This window comes from Comamonas sp. CAH-2 (genome assembly GCF_009668305.1).
In the GTDB taxonomy this organism is placed as follows: Bacteria; Pseudomonadota; Gammaproteobacteria; order Burkholderiales; family Burkholderiaceae_C; genus Comamonas; species Comamonas aquatica.
On sequence record NZ_VSWF01000009.1, the window covers coordinates 44,610 to 61,589 of the forward strand.

The following is a 16,980-nucleotide window of genomic DNA, read 5'->3' on the forward strand; positions in this document are numbered from 1 at the left end:
ATCACTTGCGCATCAGCGGTTTGAGCACGTTGTGCAAACGGCGTGCTGCGGCATCCGAGTGGGCGGCAGCCAGCACCGTGGCCACGTCCTGCGACCAGGTTTGGTCCGGCGTGGCAGCATTGCGGCGCGTGAGCAGCTGCAGTTGCAGCATGCGGCGTGCAGACAGGTGCTCGGCAGGCGTTGGCACATCGGCCGCGATCTCCAGGCGCAGCAAGGCTTCGCCCGCATCCCCTGTCGCAGGGGCGGCCACAGCCTGCACCCAGGCATTGCGCACCTGCGCTGTCACCTTGCCGCCCAACTCCTGGGCCGACGGCAAACGCTCGGCATCACGATGCACCCAGGCATCCACCAAGTGAGACACGGCTTCGCCATGGGCTTGCGCGGCCAGTTTGCGCAAGGCGAATTGCGCCCCCTCCAGTGCTTCACGCTGGGCACGAAAAGCCGCATCTCCCAGGCGCGGACCACGCTCTGCCCGCTGCGGACGCGCATCCTTGCGCGCCGAAGCACGCAGGTCGCGCACCGGCGCAACGGCTTCTTTCTTCGCGCCCGGACGGTCATCACCGCGCACCGCCACCACAGGGCGATCCTGCTTGACCACCGCCGACGGCGATGCATCTGTATGGGAGGCTGCCTCGGTCACCGCAACGTCGGTCTCTGCAGATGGCTGTGCATGCAACACCGCTTCCAAAGCCGCCATGGCACCCCGGATCTGCGAGGCATCACCTGAGGTATTCGCTGCCTGCAAGGCTTTGGCGGCTTCCAACACAGCACGATCGTGAGGAGGCAGATGCTCCAGAGAAGGCGCACGGCTGCGCTCAGCACCCTTGCGGTCGAAAGCCTCATCCAGGGGCTTGCGGAAGGTGTCCCACAACTTTTGCTCATGCTTGCGATCCAGAGGTACGGCCTGCGCCTCGGCCTGCCAGCGCTGCTGCAAGGCCTTGACGGCGTCGATGCGCAGGCTGGGTGCATCAGCCAGCACCTGTGCCTCGGCAATCATGGCATGGCGGCGATCGATGCTGGCCTTTTGTGCGGCATGCAGCGGCGCTTCAGCCTGGGCCATGGCCTGCTTCCAAGCTGTCTGCAACTCGGCAAACTGCTTTTCACCCACGTGGCCACCATCGCGCCAGCGTTCTGCAAACTGGCGCAAAGCGCGGGTGGCCTGCTTCCAGTCCTGGGTCTGGGCGTGTGCCGCCGCCCACGCCTTGACTTCATCGATCAGCGCTAGGCGCGCAGCCTTGTGTTGTCCGGCTTCCGCGCGCACACGCTCCAACCAGGCTTCCACCTGCTTGTAGGCACTGTTGCACGCATCGTCAAACTTTTTCCACAGCGCATGGTTGGGCGCAGCGCCTTGGTCGGCCTGCTTCCACTGCTCGCGCAACTGGCGCAAAGCCTCCTGAAGCTTGCGTCCGCCCAGGGCCTGACCTTCGGGACGGGCCAGCAGGCCCTCCGCCTTGGCCACCAGTTCTTCACGCACACGGTCGACCTGCTGAGGCTGCCAGCCTTGCGTGTCGCCCGCAGCCAGCAACTGCTCGTGCACTTGCTGGGCCGTGGCTGCATCCAGCCAGCGCCCTTGTTGCTTGAGCAAGGCCCGCACCTCGGCAATCGCCGCTGCTTTGTCCTGCGCCGCCGCCAGCGCCTGCAACGCGGGCTGCACGGCCTGCACGGCCGTCTGTTGCTTGTGCATGGCATCGACCTTGGCAGGCTTGCTGGCCACGGCCTTCGCGGGCGCGGCCGCGACCAGCTCGGAAGGCAGGCCGCGGGCCACGCGGATTTCATCGGCCCACATGGGCACAGGCGGCAAAGGTGCCTGCTCATCGGCTGCCGCAGCCTGCGTCAGGGTGAGCGCCGACTCGAAAGCTTCCCACACCACCAGCAGCTGGGTTTGCGAGTTTTGCAGTTGTGGCGGGAAACGGTCATTCACGCTGGGCCAGCTGGCGTCACCCGTCAGCTCGGACGCCTGGGCCTGCCAGTTGGCCACATCCGCACGCAGCCCTTCCTGGGCGGCCGCCGCGTCGTGCCACGACTTGGTGGACAACACCTCGATGCGCTGCGCCAGCAGCACCGCAGCCTCACGCTGCACCTGCACACGGTGCTGCAGGTCTTCGATGGTCTTGACCCGCTCGGCCAATTGCTGCTTCAAGCCGGCCAAGGGCTCGCGCGACAAGGGGGCTCCAGCCCTGGCCGCATCCCGCTGCCAGGCCACCGCCTCCGCCACATTCAACGGCGCCGCGGCCAGCAAGTCCTGGGCCTTTTGCGCCCATTCCACGGCAATCACTTCCTGGCTCTTGACACGGCGGATATCGTCGATGCGCTCGCGCACCAGGCGTGCCACGCTCTTGTCCCGCACACTCAGTTCCTTGAAGACTTCTTGCAATTGCTCCTCAGACGGCTGCGTACCCAGCCATTCGCGGATGCGCGCAGCGCGATCACCCGAGGTCGCGGCAGAAAACGCACCGCCGGTCAATGCATCGAGCGGATGAGCCTCTGCTTGCTTGGCTGGGGAGGGATTCATTTCAGGTGCGTCAGACATGTGGCTGCGGATAAATTAGGAATCATGAAATAGGAAAACAGCCCTTCATCCCAAAGGTATGAAGGGCTTTGTGTCTTGCTCGCAAGCTGCACTCCCAGCTTGCGCGCTGGTTAGCGTGTATTTTCGCCGCTAATTGCAAAGACCCAAAGTATCACTGGACAGAAATGTTCAATAACACCGAAGGGGTCGCCGGGTTGGCAGCCTTGGTTTCCGCGTTGCCCAGAAACACGCGGCCAGGATCCACCCCCTGGGCCAACAAGTAATCGCGCACATTCTGGGCTCGCGCGGTGACCAGATCCGGCCAGGCGGTGGCGGGAATCACCATGTCCCGCAGGATCAGGGCCTGCATCTCCTCGGCGGGCAAGTCCTTGGCCAAGCCCAGCATGTTGCGTGGACGGTCCTTGACCGTGTTGCGATAGGCCTGCTTGAGGGCCGCCAGCTTCTGCTTGTCGCTGCGCTCGGGTGGCGCCTCGTCATCGGATTCGGCTTTGGGGCCATTCATCAACTGCTCCAGCTGGGCACGCTTCCAACCCTCCGCTTCCGTGGCGCCATTGGCCTGGCCAACCAGGGTGAGCTTGAGTTGCGGCTTGCTGTTCATGGCCTTGGCCAATTGCTGCAATTGGGTCTGGGCCTGAGCGTTAAGGCTGGAGTGCCCCGGCTCGAACGCGATATCGCTCTTGTCGTCCTCGGACGCAAACGCTCCCGTCAGCAAGCTGAATGGGGCAGTCACTGCCTTGCGAATGATGTTGCCGATGATCTTGAAGACCACAGGAGCGATGCGGAACTGCGGGTCGTTGAGTGAACCACTGATCGGCAGGTTCAAGTCAATCACGCCGTGGCTGTCGGCCAGCAGCGCCACCGCGAGACGCACGGGCAAGGACGTCGGCGCCCCCTCGACCGGGTCCGTGAAGGTGAGTTGGTTCAGCACCAGTTGGTTGGACGCCGTGAGCTGCCCGTCGGGCTGCACCTGGTAGCGCACATCCATGCTGAACTTGCCCTTCTCGATCCCGTGCCCCACATATTTAATAGCGTAAGGCGTGAGTGGCGACAGATCCAGCCCCTGCACCTGGGCACGCACATCCATGCTCAAGGGCTGGGCCAGGGGATTGATCAGTCCATCGATGTGCAACTGCGCCGTACCTTGCGCAATCCCGTCCAAAGTCAGCTTGGCCAAGGCAGGCGCCTCGCCCGGGGCGACCGGTTGCGAGGAGAAGGCCTCCAGACTGCCTTGCAGGGCGGTCAAGTCGGCCGTGTAGTTCGGGCGGATGAAGAAGTCCGAAAACTTGATTACCCCGCCCTGCAAGGTGATCGGCCCCATGTCGATGCGCGCCGACGGCGCTGCGGGCGCGGCACTGGCGGCTGGAGCCTGCTCCGCAGGAGCTGGCGCAGCCGCACCAGCGGTGTCGACGCCCTCGGGCTGCGCCGTCTTCACCAGGTTCTGCAAATTCAGCCGCCCTTCAGGCAACACCACCACCCGTGCAAAGAAATCCTGCAACTCGGTGCTGTGCACCTGGATGTGCGGTGGTTGCGCCGGCTGCAGGTTCACATGCACTCCCTGCAGGCGCAGTTGCTTCCAGCGCAGCAGGTCTTCGGCGGCCAGAGCGGTCGCCGCATGCGGCCCCTGGACAGCATGAGCCGCCTGCGCATCCCCCAGCAGGCTTTGGACGTGCACATCCGTCACCCGCCCCTGGCCCTGGAGCTGCATTTGCGGCCCCTTGGGGCGTTGGGCGAACTGCACCGTGCCATCAAAACTGGCCAGGGCACGCACCAGGCGCACATTCAGATGCGGTGCCATGTACGGCTCAAACGCCTGCAAGGGCAAGGCGTTGACCTGCACCCGCCCCTTGGTCATCAGCGGATCCAGCTGTACATCGCCCTCGTAGGACAAGGATCCCGGCTTGCCCCAGCCGCCGCGCCCCGTGCGCTCAGCCATACGGGCCGACAGCTTGGCCTGGGCCGTGCCCTTGACGCTGTCCAGGTTCTGCATGCGCAACTGCACGTCCGACAAACGGATCGCCAGCGGCATGTCACCCAGCGAGGCATCCGTCAGCTCCACCTGCCCGGCAGCCAGCTCCATGTCCTGCACCAGCACCTGCCAGGGCTTGCCGGCCGGGGATGTGACCGTCTCGCGCCCCTTGGCCGGCGCCCCGGCCACGGGCTGCAGCCATTGCTCATACATCCAGCGGCCCTGGGCATTGCGCTGCACCCGGGCCCGTGGCGCCTCCAGCCCGACGTGCTCCACCAGGACTTGCTGCCGGGCCGTATCCAGTTGCAGGTTGCGCAGTTGCAAGCCAGTCCACGCCACTTCCGGGGCGGCCGCACGCCCCAGCGCCACCGACTCCACGGCCAGTGTCGGCACCGTGGCCTGGACCTGGCCAGACTGCCAAGTCACGTCGGCCGTCAGCGAGGCAAGGCCTCCCACCGGCAGCTTGATCCATTGCCGGGCATAGGCCTGGACGGCCTGGGCATCGAACTTGTCCACCACCACCGAGGCCTGGCCCTGGTCGATGCCCCCCTTGCCGCTGCTGCGCAGGCTGCCGCGTGCGGCGCGGTCTTCCCCCTGCAGCTGCGCCGCCAGCGTCCACTGGGCGTCGGTCCCCATGGGCCATGCCAGATCCCGGGCTTGCAGCTGCAGCTGGTCGACGCGCAAGGCGGCCCCGACCTGCCCCATCTCATCGCGCCAGCTGGCCCAACCACCTTCCACATCCAATCGGTCGATGAGCAGCTTCCACTCTGCGCTAGCAGCTATGCTTTGTGCAGCATCCGTCGCCGCCACAGACGGCGCCGCTGAGGGTGCGGGTGCGGGTGCGGGTGCGGGTGCGGGTGCGGGCAAGAATTCCCCATTCGCCCGGCGATGCACATGCCCGAAAGGCTGCTGCAGGCTGACCGCCGCCACACGCATCTGCTGCTGCAAGGGGCGCGTATCGCCCAGTTCGACCTTGAGCTGCGACCACCCCGCCAATGGCTGGCCCGCACGGTCCTGCAGTTGCAGGTTGGACACCTGCAGCGTGCTGCCTTGCAATTGCACCGTCGGTTGCTCGACCTGTTCGAAGGCCACCAGCAGCTCGGCATCCAGCTGCCCCTGCTGCAGCTGGAGCGGCACACTGGCCGGCAGGTAAGGCGCATAGGGCGCCAGATCAAACTGCTGAATCTGCAGCTTGGCCTGCGCGCGGTGCGCTTCGTCGAAGGGCGTAGCCACCGCCTGCGTGGCCAGCTCGCTGCCATTCAACCGCATGGACAACTGGGGCTGCACCTTCACCTCGCGCTGCGAAGGCAGCGTGCTGATGAAGGGCAGTTGCATCTGCAGCGCTTCAATCTTGTGCTGCACCCCGGCGACCTGGTCATCCAGCTCCACGCGGCCATCTCGGATCTGGATGTTGTAGAGCGCCAGGCGTGCCAGCCCCGCCTCGGGGTCCTTGGGCTCGGGGTTCTGCTGGAGCTTTTCCAGCACATCGGCAAAGTCCCAGTGGCCGGGGGCATCCTGGCGCACGCGCACGATGGGCTGGTCCAGCTCCAGCGCATCCAGCACCGGCGCCCAGCGCAACAGGCTGGTGGCGGAGGCATTGATATAGAGACGCTCTATAGAAAGTGCGGGCGCCTGACCCGGCAAGCCTGCCACTTCCAGCCCCCGCACCGCCACGGCCAGCGACCAGGGCGACACCTCGACGCTGCGCACAGTGACGTTGCGCCCCAAGGCTTCAGTGGCCTTGTCCTGCACCTGCCGTGCAATCACACCGGGCAAGGCCAGCCAGAGCCCGCCCCAAACCAAGACCACGGCGCCAGCGGCCACCGCCAGCTTGCGCCCCACCCCCATCCCCGGCCGTGCTTGTTGTGTATTTGTCATTGTTGAACCTGCTCCGTACATAGGTGATGCCCCGCTTGAACCTTAACGCGCGCGCCGGCGCCCCGGTGAAGCCCACCAAAAAATTAACACTGATCCAAGCAGGGATACGTCATCAATTGTCATATCCAGCGCCATTCTCAAATATTTCAACTATCGAACAGATTGATGAATTTAAAAATCAAATAAGCACACCCCCAGTTTGATAGCGCCCAAGGCATTGACAAACGCCGCAAACCCAGCTTTTACAGGCAGTTACGGCTTGTAGCCCGCATTCCGCATCGCCAAATAAGATCAAAAAGTAATAAAAAACTACTTTTAAAGTATTGACTGGTAATTTGGAGCAAATTTAGAATCCGCCCTCTTCAAATCGCAAGATTGTCAATCGTTGTTACTTCAATCCCCGCCTGGGGATGTTCATGCCCTCGAGGCGCTGAGTAAGCGCATGAAACAGTAGCTATCGGATCTCAGGCTGGCGCGCAGGAACGCCCCCTACGGGCACTCCACCCCAGCCTCCAGAAAGGAAACGCCATGTCCAAGCCGGGAAACTGGGTGGGCGCCGTACGCACCTTTGCGTCGGATGTCACCGAAGGCTTTTTAGAAATCATTCACAACAGCTTCGCCTTGATCGGCCTGGCCGTTGCTTTTGCTGTGGTGGCCCTCGTGGCCAAGCCCGAGTTGCGCACCCAGGGTGAAGCCCAGCTGCGCGACTGGCTGCAAGAGCGCCATGTGGCCGTGGTCGGCTACACGCCCGAGCCGGAAGCCATTGAGCGCACCACGGCGGCCAACCCCAAGGAGCTGCCCAAGGAGCAGGCCGCAGTCGCCTACTGGATCAGCAAGAAGTACAAGGTCGCGGCCGAGCCGATTGCCGCCATCGTGGCCGAGGCTTTCGAGCTGGGCACGCAGCAACGGATCGACCCGACCCTGATCCTGGCGATCATGGCGGTGGAGTCCAGCTTCAACCCGTTTGCCCAGAGCTCGGTCGGCGCGCAAGGCCTGATGCAGGTGATGACCAAGGTGCACACCGACAAGTACGAGAACTTCGGCGGCAACCATGCGGCATTTGACCCGCTGAGCAATCTGCGCGTGGGCGTGGCCATCCTCAAGGACTACATCCGCATCACCGGCTCCGTGGAAGGGGCGCTGAAGTACTACGTCGGCGCCGCCAACCTGAACTCCGACGGAGGCTACGCCTCCAAGGTGATGGCCGAGCACCGCCGCCTGCGCCAGGTGGCCGGCAGCACCACCCCGACCACATCCACACGCCCGGCCCTGGTGGCCAAGCGCCTGATCACCCCCGAAGCCGCCCAGGCCACGGAGGCCGTGGCCGCCAGCAACGTGCACGACGACGGCACCCTGGCGCGCAGCTCCAACCTGTAATCCCCGCCTGGATCGCGCCCGCAGCGCAAGCACCCGCAATGGCCCAGCGCCGACGCGGTGCTTGCGCTGTGTTGTTTTCCGGGGCCGGTGGCCTGGGCTACACTTGCAGGGTACGCAACTGGCGATAGGTGCGCGCCCGCCTTCCGGGCTCCGCACTGACGTGGAATCGCTGTACAGGGCGGCTTGCCGACCCTGTGCCAACCACCGGGGAGCGTACCGCCCAGACTGATCGGGCGTCTTTAGCCGTTCGCCTGGGCAGCCCTTTTCAAGGGAATACAAGTTCACAGGACTGCCAAACCATGTTCCAACGCACCAATACCGTCGAGATCGTCGACCCCGAAGTTTTTGCGGCCATCCAGGCTGAAAACCACCGCCAGGAAGAGCACATCGAGCTGATCGCCAGCGAGAACTACTGCTCGCCCGCCGTGATGGAAGCCCAGGGCTCCCAGCTGACCAACAAGTACGCCGAAGGCTACCCCGGCAAGCGCTACTACGGCGGCTGCGAAAACGTGGACGTGGTGGAACAGCTGGCCATCGACCGCATCAAGCAGCTCTTCGGCGCGGAAGCCGCCAACGTGCAGCCCAACTCCGGCTCGCAGGCCAACCAGGCCGTGCTGATGGCCTTTGCCAAGCCCGGCGACACCATCATGGGCATGAGCCTGGCCGAAGGCGGCCACCTGACCCACGGCATGCCTCTGAACATGTCCGGCAAGTGGTTCAACGTGGTGTCCTACGGCCTGAACGCCGAAGAAGCCATCGACTACGACAAGATGGAAGCGCTGGCGCGTGAGCACAAGCCCCGCATCATCGTCGCTGGCGCCTCGGCCTACGCCCTGCGCATCGACTTTGAGCGTTTTGCCAAGATCGCCAAGGAAGTCGGCGCCATCCTGTGGGTGGACATGGCCCACTACGCTGGCCTGATTGCCGCCGGCGTGTACCCCAACCCTGTGCCCCACGCCGACGTGGTCACCACCACCACCCACAAGAGCCTGCGTGGCCCCCGCGGTGGCGTGATCCTGATGAAGGCCGAACACGAAAAGGCGCTGAACAGCGCCATCTTCCCCGGCCTGCAAGGTGGCCCGCTGATGCACGTGATCGCCGGCAAGGCCGTGGCCTTCAAGGAAGCCCTGACCCCCGAGTTCAAGGCCTACCAAGCGCAAGTCGTGAAGAACGCCCAAGTCGTGGCCGAGACCCTGACCGCCCGCGGTCTGCGCATCGTCTCCGGCCGCACCGAGAGCCACGTCATGCTGGTGGACCTGCGTGCCAAGGGCATCACCGGCAAGGCCGCAGAAGCTGCCCTGGGTGCAGCCCACATCACCATCAACAAGAACTCCATCCCCAACGACCCCGAAAAGCCCATGGTGACGAGCGGTATCCGCGTCGGTACCCCCGCCATGACGACGCGTGGTTTCAAGGAAGAGGAAGCCCGCATCACCGCCAACCTGGTGGCCGACGTGCTGGACAACCCCAACGACGAAGCCAACCTGGCGCGCGTGCGTGCCGAAGTGGCCAAGCTGACCGCCCGCTTCCCCGTCTACCAGTAATCCGGCGACCGCATGAAGTGCCCGTTCTGCAGCCACCCTGATTCCGCCGTGGTGGAAACACGTGTGGCCGAGGAAGGGGCCTTCATCCGCCGCCGCCGCCAGTGCCTGAGCTGCGGCAAACGCTTCACCACCTACGAACGCCCCGACGTGAGCTTTCCCACCGTGGTGAAGAAAGACGGCCGGCGCATCGACTACAACCGCGACAAGCTGCAGGCCTCGTTTGCCCTGGCCTTGCGCAAGCGGCCGGTGGCCTCCGCCCAGGTGGATGCGGCCATCGAGCACGTGGAAGAGCAGTTGCTGACCGCCGGCGTGCGCGAAGTGCCCTCCAGCCGCATCGGCGAGCTGGTGATGCACGAGCTGCGCAAGCTGGACAAGGTGGCCTACATCCGCTTTGCCAGCGTCTACCGCAGCTTCGAGGACATTGACGATTTCAAGCTGCTGGTGGACGAAGTGCGCACCTGAAGCCCACGCCACCCCATGAAAAAAGGCCGCTGCATGCGGCCTTTTTTATCTTCAGCGGATTGAAAAAGAGAGCTGCTGGCGCGCCAGGATTCAGCACTTCAGGCCATTAAGACCTTGAACCACTGATTTATCCAGCGCCAAGAGCTATCTTTTTTACGGCCCTCAGGGCGCTGCCGCAGGAATCGGCGGCACTGTCCACTGCACATCGCCGCATTGCGCGCGGTGGCGCAGCGCGTGGTCCATGACCACCAGCGCCAGCAGCGCCTCGGCAATCGGTGCGGCGCGGATGCCCACGCAGGGGTCGTGCCGGCCCTTGGTGCTGACTTCCGTGCTGTGGCCGTGCACATCGATCGACTCGCGCGGCGACAGGATGGAGCTGGTCGGCTTGATGCCGATGCTCACCTCCAGGTCCTGGCCGGTGCTGATGCCGCCGACGATGCCGCCGGCGTGGTTGCTGCGGAAACCCTCGGGGCTGAGCGAATCGCCGTGCGTGGTGCCGCGCTGGGCGACGCTACCAAAGCCGGCACCGATCTCCACCGCCTTGACGGCATTCAGCCCCATCATGGCGTAGGCGATGTCGGCATCCAGCCGGTCGTACAGCGGCTGGCCCAGGCCCACGGGCATGCCCGTGGCCTGCACGCGGATGCGGGCGCCGCAGCTGTCGCCGGACTTGCGCAGCGCATCCATGTAGTCCTCGAACGCCTGCACATCGGCCACGGGCGCAAAGAAGGGGTTGTGCGGCACATGCTCCCAGCTTTCGAAGCCGATGGGCAGCTCCCCGATCTGGGTCATGCAGGCGCGGAATTCGGTGCCGAATTTCTGCTTCAGCCACTTCTTGGCCACCGCACCGGCCGCCACGGTGGGGGCCGTCAGGCGGGCCGACGAGCGTCCGCCACCGCGCGGATCGCGCACGCCGTACTTGTACCAGTAGGCATAGTCCGCATGCCCGGGGCGAAAGCTCTGCGCAATGTTGGCGTAGTCCTTGCTTCGCTGGTCGGTGTTGCGGATCAGCAAGCCAATCGGAGTGCCTGTCGTCACGCCCTCGTAGACGCCCGAGAGGATTTCCACCTGGTCGGGTTCCTGGCGCTGCGTCACATGGCGGCTGGTGCCGGGACGGCGACGGTCCAGGTCCGCCTGGATGTCCTGCGCGGTCAAGGGCAGCCCTGGGGGGCAGCCATCGATGACGCAGCCGATCGCTGGGCCGTGCGACTCGCCAAAATTGGTGACGGTGAAAAGTGTTCCGAAGGTATTGCCGCTCATAGTGCGCTGAATTATGCATGCGCAACCCGTCACGCCTTGGCGTGGCTTCCGCAGCTTGTTACTATTTGAGAAATTTTTCAAGGAAGCCGCTTGATGACCATCTTGACACCAGCCACCCCCACCGCGGACTGGTTACAAGCGCTACACAGCAGCAACAGTGCCTGGCTCGTCACCGACGAGCAGTTGCGCGTGGCCCATGTCAACGAAGGTTTTACGCGTTTGCTGGGTTACAGCCTGCAAGACATGCAGGACGGATGGCCGCTGGAAAAGCTGCTGGGACAGGACACGGAGCTGGCGCCCCACATCCGCGACGAGCTGGAGCAGCACGGCGTCTACACCGGCGAGCTGCTGCTGCGCTGCAAAGACGGCAGCCCCCTGTGGGTCGCGGCCACGGTCAATACCCTCAACCGCCAGCCCTTCCCCAAGGTCGGCACCACGGCCGAGGTCATCGTGCTGACCGACATCGGCTTCACCAAACGCTTCGAAGCCCTGCAGCGCCAGATGCTGGAAGACGTGGTCATGGAAAAGCCCCTGGCCAACCTGCTGCACGACATGTGCGGCACCCTGGAGCAGATGATTCCCCAGGTCAAGGTCTGCGTCATGGACGTCGATGCCAGTGGCCTGCTGAACCCGCTGGCCGCGCCCAGCATCGCGCCCCAGGTGCTGGAGCTGATGAAATGCGTGCGCTCCGGCCCCGACCACGGTGCCAGCGCCTCGGCCGCCTACCTCGGCCATGAAGTGATCGTCCACACGATCACCGAGGACGCGCACTGGAGCGCCGTCGCCACCCTGTTCACCAGCGCCGGCCTGCGGGCCTGCTGGTCCAGCCCGATCAAGAACCACGAAGGCCGGGTCGTCGGCACGCTGGACTTCTATTTCGACACCCCGCGCAGCCCGAACGAGCTGCACCGCCAGCTGGTGCTGGCCTGCCTGCACCTGTGCGCCGTGGCCATGGAGCGCGACGCCAGCAAGCACCGCATCCGCCAGCTGGCCTATTACGACACGCTCACACGGCTGCCCAACCGCACCATGTTCAACGAGTGCGCGGAGCAGGCCCTGCACGCCATGCGCGGCCACCAGGGCCTGGTGTTCTTTCTGGACCTGGACCGCTTCAAGCTGTGGAACGACAGCCTGGGCCACGCCGCCGGCGATGCCTTGCTGCGCGAAATTGCCGACCGCCTGGGCAGTTGCACACGCCCCGAAGACGTGGTCGGGCGCCTGTCCAGCGATGAATTCGCGGTCCTGATGCCGCACTGCGCCCCCGACCAGATGCCCTTTCTGGCGCAGCGCATGCTGGATGCCATCGCCGAGCCCTTCAGCATCAACGGCGTGATGACCACGCCCAATGCCTGCGTCGGCGTGTGCACCTACCCCGAGGACGGCACCGACATCGAAACCCTGCTGCGCCATGCCGACCAGGCCATGTATGCCGCCAAGGGCCAGGGCAGCCAGCGCTGGGAGCGCTACCGCCCCGAGATGGGCAAGATCAGCCAGGAGCGCGCCGACATGGAGCGCGAGCTGCGCACCACCCTGGCCGCCGGCGGCCTGCAGCTGCACTACCAGCCCCAGATCTGCAGCAGCGGGCAACACCGGCTGTACGGCGTGGAAGCGCTGGCCCGCTGGCAGCACCCCGAATGGGGCTGGGTGCCGCCGCCGCGCTTCATCGCCGTGGCCGAGGACTCCGGCCTGATCCACACCCTGACCAGTTGGCTGATTGATGCGGCCTGTACCCAACTGGCCACCTGGCGTGCCCAGGGCGTGCCCATGCCGCACGTGTCGGTCAACCTGTCCACCAACAACTTCCACCTCCCCGACTTCGCCATGCAGGTGCAGCAGACCCTGCTGCGCCATGGTCTGACCGGCCAGGACCTGATGCTGGAGATCACCGAAAGCGTGATGCTGGACAGCAGCCCCGCCACGCTCAACAACCTGCAGACGCTGCACGCCATGGGCATGCGCCTGTCCATGGACGATTTCGGCACCGGCTACTCCAGCCTGAGCTATCTGCACCGCCTGCCGATTTCCGAGCTCAAGCTCGACAAGAGCTTTGTGCAGGATGTGACCGTCAGCAGTGCCGCCAGCGCCCTGACGCGCTCGGTGCTCAACATCGCCACCAGCCTGGGCATGACCGTGGTCGCCGAGGGCGTGGAAACGCAGGAACAGGCCGACTGGCTGGCGCGCCACGGCTGCCCCGTGCTGCAGGGCTACCGCTTCGCCAAGCCGATGCCGGCCACCGACATCGGCCCCTGGGTGCAGCAGCACGCCGAGCGCCACGCGGCAGCGTCACTGACCCACCCCAACGACTGAAGCCCGCGGATCGTGCGGCGGGCATGAAAAAAGCTTCCCAGCGGGAAGCTTTTTTTCGGGGGCACCGTACCGCGCCCAGTGCGGACACGCCAGGGCTCAGCGGCGCTGGTCCTGCGAATCGCTGGGCTCTTGCTGCGGCCAATCGCGGATGTAGGCCTTGAGCAGCTTGTTCTCGAAGTTCTGGCTGTCCACCACGGCCTTGGCCACGTCGTACAGGCTGACCACGCCCATCAGCATGCCCTTGTCCATCACCGGCATGTAGCGCGCGTGGCGGTCCAGGATCATGCGGCGCACTTCGTCCAGTTCGGTCTCCATGGTGCAGGTCAGCGGGGCATCGTCCATGGCCGAGCGCACGCGCGTCGTGCCCAGGCTGCCGCCGTTCTTGACCGTGGCCTGGATCACCTCGCGGAAGGTCAGCATGCCGGCCACGTCGCCATGCTCCATGACCACCAGCGAGCCAATGTCTTTCTCCGCCATCACCGCCACCGCATCGGCCAGGGCATCGTCGGCCTGTGCCACATACAGGGTGCTGCCTTTGAGGCGCAGGATGTCGCTCACTTTCATGTCTTGTCTCTCCAGGAATGGCTGCCGCAGCCTGCGGCGGCGCCTGTGGCGCAATATAGCCCACATCCAGGGCGGTGCGGGCCGGATCTGCCACACGGCGGACACCCACGCTACATAAAAAGTAGCTGCCCGCGCTTGCCCACCCTCTGGAATGGACACCCAAGCGCAGCAAACACCGCCAACTGGCGCGCCAGCAGCTATGGTTTTTCAACCACGCCGCGCCCCTGCGTGCGGGGTGGGGCCTCAGGGTTTTCCGCAGGTCGCCCGGTCGCCCAATTGGCTGCCCCGTGCGCGCATCTGTGCCAGCATGTTCGGCATTTCCCTGATTGATCTGGAGACGCTTCATGCCCGGTTATGCCGATCCCGGCTTCGACACCCTCAGCCTGCACGCGGGCGCCCAGCCCGACCCCGCCACCGGCGCGCGCGCCGTGCCCATCCATCTGACGACGTCCTTCGTCTTCGAATCCAGCGACCACGCAGCCAGCCTGTTCAACCTGGAACGCCCGGGCCATGTCTACAGCCGCATCTCCAACCCCACCAATGCGGTGCTGGAGCAGCGCGTCTCGGCGCTCGAAGGCGGTGTGGGCGCGATTGCCGTGGCCAGCGGCCAGGCGGCGCTGCACCTGTCGATTGCCACGCTTATGGGCGCGGGCAGCCACATCGTGGCCAGCACGGCCCTGTACGGCGGTTCGCAAAACCTGCTGCACTACACGCTGGCGCGCTTCGGCATAGCGACCACCTTCGTCAAGCCCGGCGACATCGACGGCTGGAAAGCCGCCGTGCGCCCCAACACCAAGCTGTTCTTCGGCGAAACCGTGGGCAACCCCGGCCTCGATGTGCTGGACATTCCCACCGTCAGCGCGATTGCCCACGAAGCCGGCGTGCCGCTGCTGGTCGACTCCACCCTGACCTCGCCCTGGCTGATCAAGCCCTTCGAGCATGGCGCGGACATCGTCTACCACTCGGCCACCAAGTTCCTGTCGGGCCACGGCACGGTGATCGGCGGCATCGTGGTCGATGGCGGCTGCTTTGACTGGGAAAAGTCGGGGCGCTTCCCTGAACTGACCCAGCCCTATGACGGCTTCCACAACATGGTGTTCAGCGAGGAGTCCACCGTCGGCGCCTTCCTGCTGCGCGCGCGCCGCGAAGGCCTGCGCGACTTTGGCGCCTGCATGAGCCCGCACAGCGCCTGGCTGATCCTGCAGGGCATCGAGACGCTGCCGCTGCGCATGGAAAAGCACATGAAGAACACCGAGAAGGTGGTGCAGTTCCTGGCCAGCCACCCGCTGGTCAGCCGCGTGGGCCACCCCATGCTGGAGACCCACCCCTCCCACGCCCTGGCGCGCAAGCTGCTGCCGCGCGGCGCGGGCTCGGTGTTCAGCTTTGACATTGCCGGCAACCGCAACCAGGGCAAGACGTTCATCGAAACGCTGAAGGTCTTCAGCCACCTGGCCAATGTGGGCGACTGCCGCTCGCTGGTGATCCACCCCGCCAGCACCACGCACTTCCGCATGAGCGACGAGGCACTGGCCCAGGCCGGCATCGGCCAGGGCACGATCCGCCTGTCGATCGGCCTGGAAGATGCCGACGACCTGATCGACGACCTCAAGCGCGCGCTGAAGGCTGCGGAGAAGGCGGCCTGATGGCGCTGCAGATCCGCGCGTTCGCGCCCGCCGATACCGAGGCCACGGTCCAGTTGTGGCAGGCCTGCGGCCTGACGCGGCCCTGGAACGATCCCTACCAGGACATCGACCGCAAGCTGCAGGTGCAACCCGAGCTGTTCCTGGTGGGCACGGACGCGGACGGCGCGGTCATGGCCTCGATCATGATTGGCTACGAAGGGCACCGCGGCTGGATCAACTACCTGGCCGTGCACCCATCGCTGCAGCGCCAGGGCCATGCCCGCCGCCTAGTGCAGCTGGCCGAGCAGATGCTGACCGCGCGTGGCTGCCCCAAGCTCAACCTGCAGGTGCGCGCCGGCAACGACGCCGTCCTCGCCTTCTACGCCAGCCTGGGCTATGTGCACGACCACAGCGTGTGCCTGGGCAAGCGGCTGATTGCCGACAACTGAGCCCCCCAACATTCTCATAAAAACAGCCTCTGGCGCTTATCCATATTGCGGAGACAGCTATGTTTTTCACAGTCAACAACGCCCCCCTCTACGCCTACACCGGCGGCAAGGCCTTCGATGCCACCAAGCCCACGGCCATCCTGATCCACGGGGTGCTGTGCGACCACAGCGTCTGGGCGCTGCAAAGCCGCTACCTGGCCAACCACGGCTGGAACGTGCTGGCCATCGACCTGCCCGGCCATTGCAGGAGCGGCGGCACGCCCCCGCTGTCGGTCGAAGCCGCCGCAGACAGCATCGCGCAGCTGATGGATGCCGCGGGGCTGCAGCATGCCGCCCTGGTCGGCCACAGCTGGGGCAGCCTGATCGCCATGGAGACCGCAGCGCGCCTGCAGCAGCGCATCAGCCACCTGGTCCTGGTGGGCACGGCCTTTCCGATGAAGGTCTCGCCCGCGCTGCTGGCGTCGGCCCTGAACACGCCCGAGCAGGCCATCCAGATGGTCAACACCTTCTCGCGCGCCACGCTGGCACCGCCGAATGGCGCGGGCAGCTGGGTGTTTGGCGCCGGCATGGCCCTGGGTCGCCGCGTGCTGGCCAGCAATGCCGACACCAACCTGCTGCATGCCGGCTTCACCGCCTGCGACAACTATGCCGGCGGCGAAGCGGCCATGGCGGCCATCACCTGCCCAGTGCTGTTCGTGCTGGGCGAACAGGACCAGATGACGCCGCCCAAGGCCGCCAAGAGCCTGATCGAGGCCGCCCGAGGCGCAGGCAAAGCCGTGCAAGTGCAGATGATCCCCCACGGCCACAACCAGATGACGGAGTCCCCGGACGCGACGCTGTTTGCGGTGCACGATTTTCTGGCGTCCTGAGTCTTCGCGCCCTGCGCTGCGTGCCATGCCTTGCGGCCGGCCAGGCCGACCGTTGGCGCGGCCTGGGGTGGCCAAGTGCCTGATGGTGCCCCCGTGTGCCACGGGCAGGCCGGCGCTTGCAGGATCCGGTTTTTTAGGGTGCCAGCGTCCTG

General features: G+C 65.4%; 11 protein-coding genes and 1 riboswitch. Of the genes, 7 read left to right on the plus strand and 4 right to left on the minus strand.

Annotation, left to right across the window (positions count from 1 at the left end; genetic code table 11):
• Position 1 precedes the first annotated feature (1 nt).
• Positions 2-2,530 (minus strand): DUF349 domain-containing protein, encoded by a 2,529-nt coding sequence (locus FYM52_RS07785; protein ID WP_154163679.1) that lies wholly within the window; start codon positions 2,528-2,530, stop codon positions 2-4.
• Positions 2,531-2,681: 151 nt separating this feature from the next.
• Positions 2,682-6,374: a DUF748 domain-containing protein gene (locus FYM52_RS07790; RefSeq protein WP_162524677.1), complete on the minus strand. Its 3,693-nt coding sequence runs from the start codon at positions 6,372-6,374 to the stop codon at positions 2,682-2,684.
• 528 nt (positions 6,375-6,902) lie between these two features.
• Here FYM52_RS07790 and FYM52_RS07795 point away from each other — a divergent pair.
• The 3 genes from FYM52_RS07795 to nrdR all read left to right on the plus strand — a co-directional run bounded on the left by FYM52_RS07795 (position 6,903) and on the right by nrdR (position 9,757).
• Positions 6,903-7,751 carry a lytic transglycosylase domain-containing protein gene (locus FYM52_RS07795; protein ID WP_045266486.1) on the plus strand — a complete coding sequence of 283 codons (849 nt, stop codon included), beginning with the start codon at positions 6,903-6,905 and terminating at the stop codon, positions 7,749-7,751.
• 104 nt (positions 7,752-7,855) lie between these two features.
• Positions 7,856-8,015: riboswitch (ZMP/ZTP riboswitch) on the plus strand.
• A gap of 35 nt (positions 8,016-8,050) precedes the next feature.
• Positions 8,051-9,295, plus strand: coding sequence for a serine hydroxymethyltransferase (gene glyA / locus FYM52_RS07800; RefSeq protein ID WP_042412245.1), 1,245 nt, complete (start codon positions 8,051-8,053; stop codon positions 9,293-9,295).
• A gap of 12 nt (positions 9,296-9,307) precedes the next feature.
• Complete coding sequence (gene nrdR, locus FYM52_RS07805; protein WP_042412247.1) at positions 9,308-9,757, plus strand: transcriptional regulator NrdR; 450 nt, start codon at positions 9,308-9,310, stop codon at positions 9,755-9,757.
• Positions 9,758-9,919: 162 nt separating this feature from the next.
• Here nrdR and aroC read toward each other — a convergent pair whose 3' ends face one another.
• Positions 9,920-11,017 carry a chorismate synthase gene (gene aroC, locus FYM52_RS07810; RefSeq protein ID WP_042412249.1) on the minus strand — a complete coding sequence of 366 codons (1,098 nt, stop codon included), beginning with the start codon at positions 11,015-11,017 and terminating at the stop codon, positions 9,920-9,922.
• A gap of 93 nt (positions 11,018-11,110) precedes the next feature.
• On the opposite strand from aroC, the gene FYM52_RS07815 reads away from it, so the two are divergent.
• The gene (locus tag FYM52_RS07815) at positions 11,111-13,324 is read left to right on the plus strand and encodes an EAL domain-containing protein (protein WP_154163681.1); all 2,214 of its coding nucleotides are present in this window, start codon (positions 11,111-11,113) and stop codon (positions 13,322-13,324) included.
• Between the two features lie 96 nt (positions 13,325-13,420).
• Here the strand turns inward: FYM52_RS07815 and FYM52_RS07820 are convergent, their stop codons facing one another.
• Positions 13,421-13,888, minus strand: coding sequence for a CBS domain-containing protein (locus FYM52_RS07820; protein ID WP_154163682.1), 468 nt, complete (start codon positions 13,886-13,888; stop codon positions 13,421-13,423).
• A 344-nt stretch (positions 13,889-14,232) separates the two neighbouring features.
• On the opposite strand from FYM52_RS07820, the gene FYM52_RS07825 reads away from it, so the two are divergent.
• Genes FYM52_RS07825 through FYM52_RS07835 form a run of 3 tightly spaced genes read left to right on the plus strand, consistent with a single transcriptional unit; the run spans position 14,233 to position 16,828 of the window.
• Positions 14,233-15,531, plus strand: a complete 1,299-nt coding sequence (locus FYM52_RS07825) for an O-acetylhomoserine aminocarboxypropyltransferase (RefSeq protein WP_154163683.1) — start codon at positions 14,233-14,235, stop codon at positions 15,529-15,531.
• Between the two features lie 5 nt (positions 15,532-15,536).
• A complete protein-coding gene (locus FYM52_RS07830) occupies positions 15,537-15,959 on the plus strand; it encodes a GNAT family acetyltransferase (protein ID WP_154163718.1) in 423 nt (140 codons plus the stop codon).
• Between the two features lie 59 nt (positions 15,960-16,018).
• The gene (locus FYM52_RS07835) at positions 16,019-16,828 is read left to right on the plus strand and encodes an alpha/beta fold hydrolase (RefSeq protein WP_154163684.1); all 810 of its coding nucleotides are present in this window, start codon (positions 16,019-16,021) and stop codon (positions 16,826-16,828) included.
• Positions 16,829-16,980 lie beyond the last annotated feature (152 nt).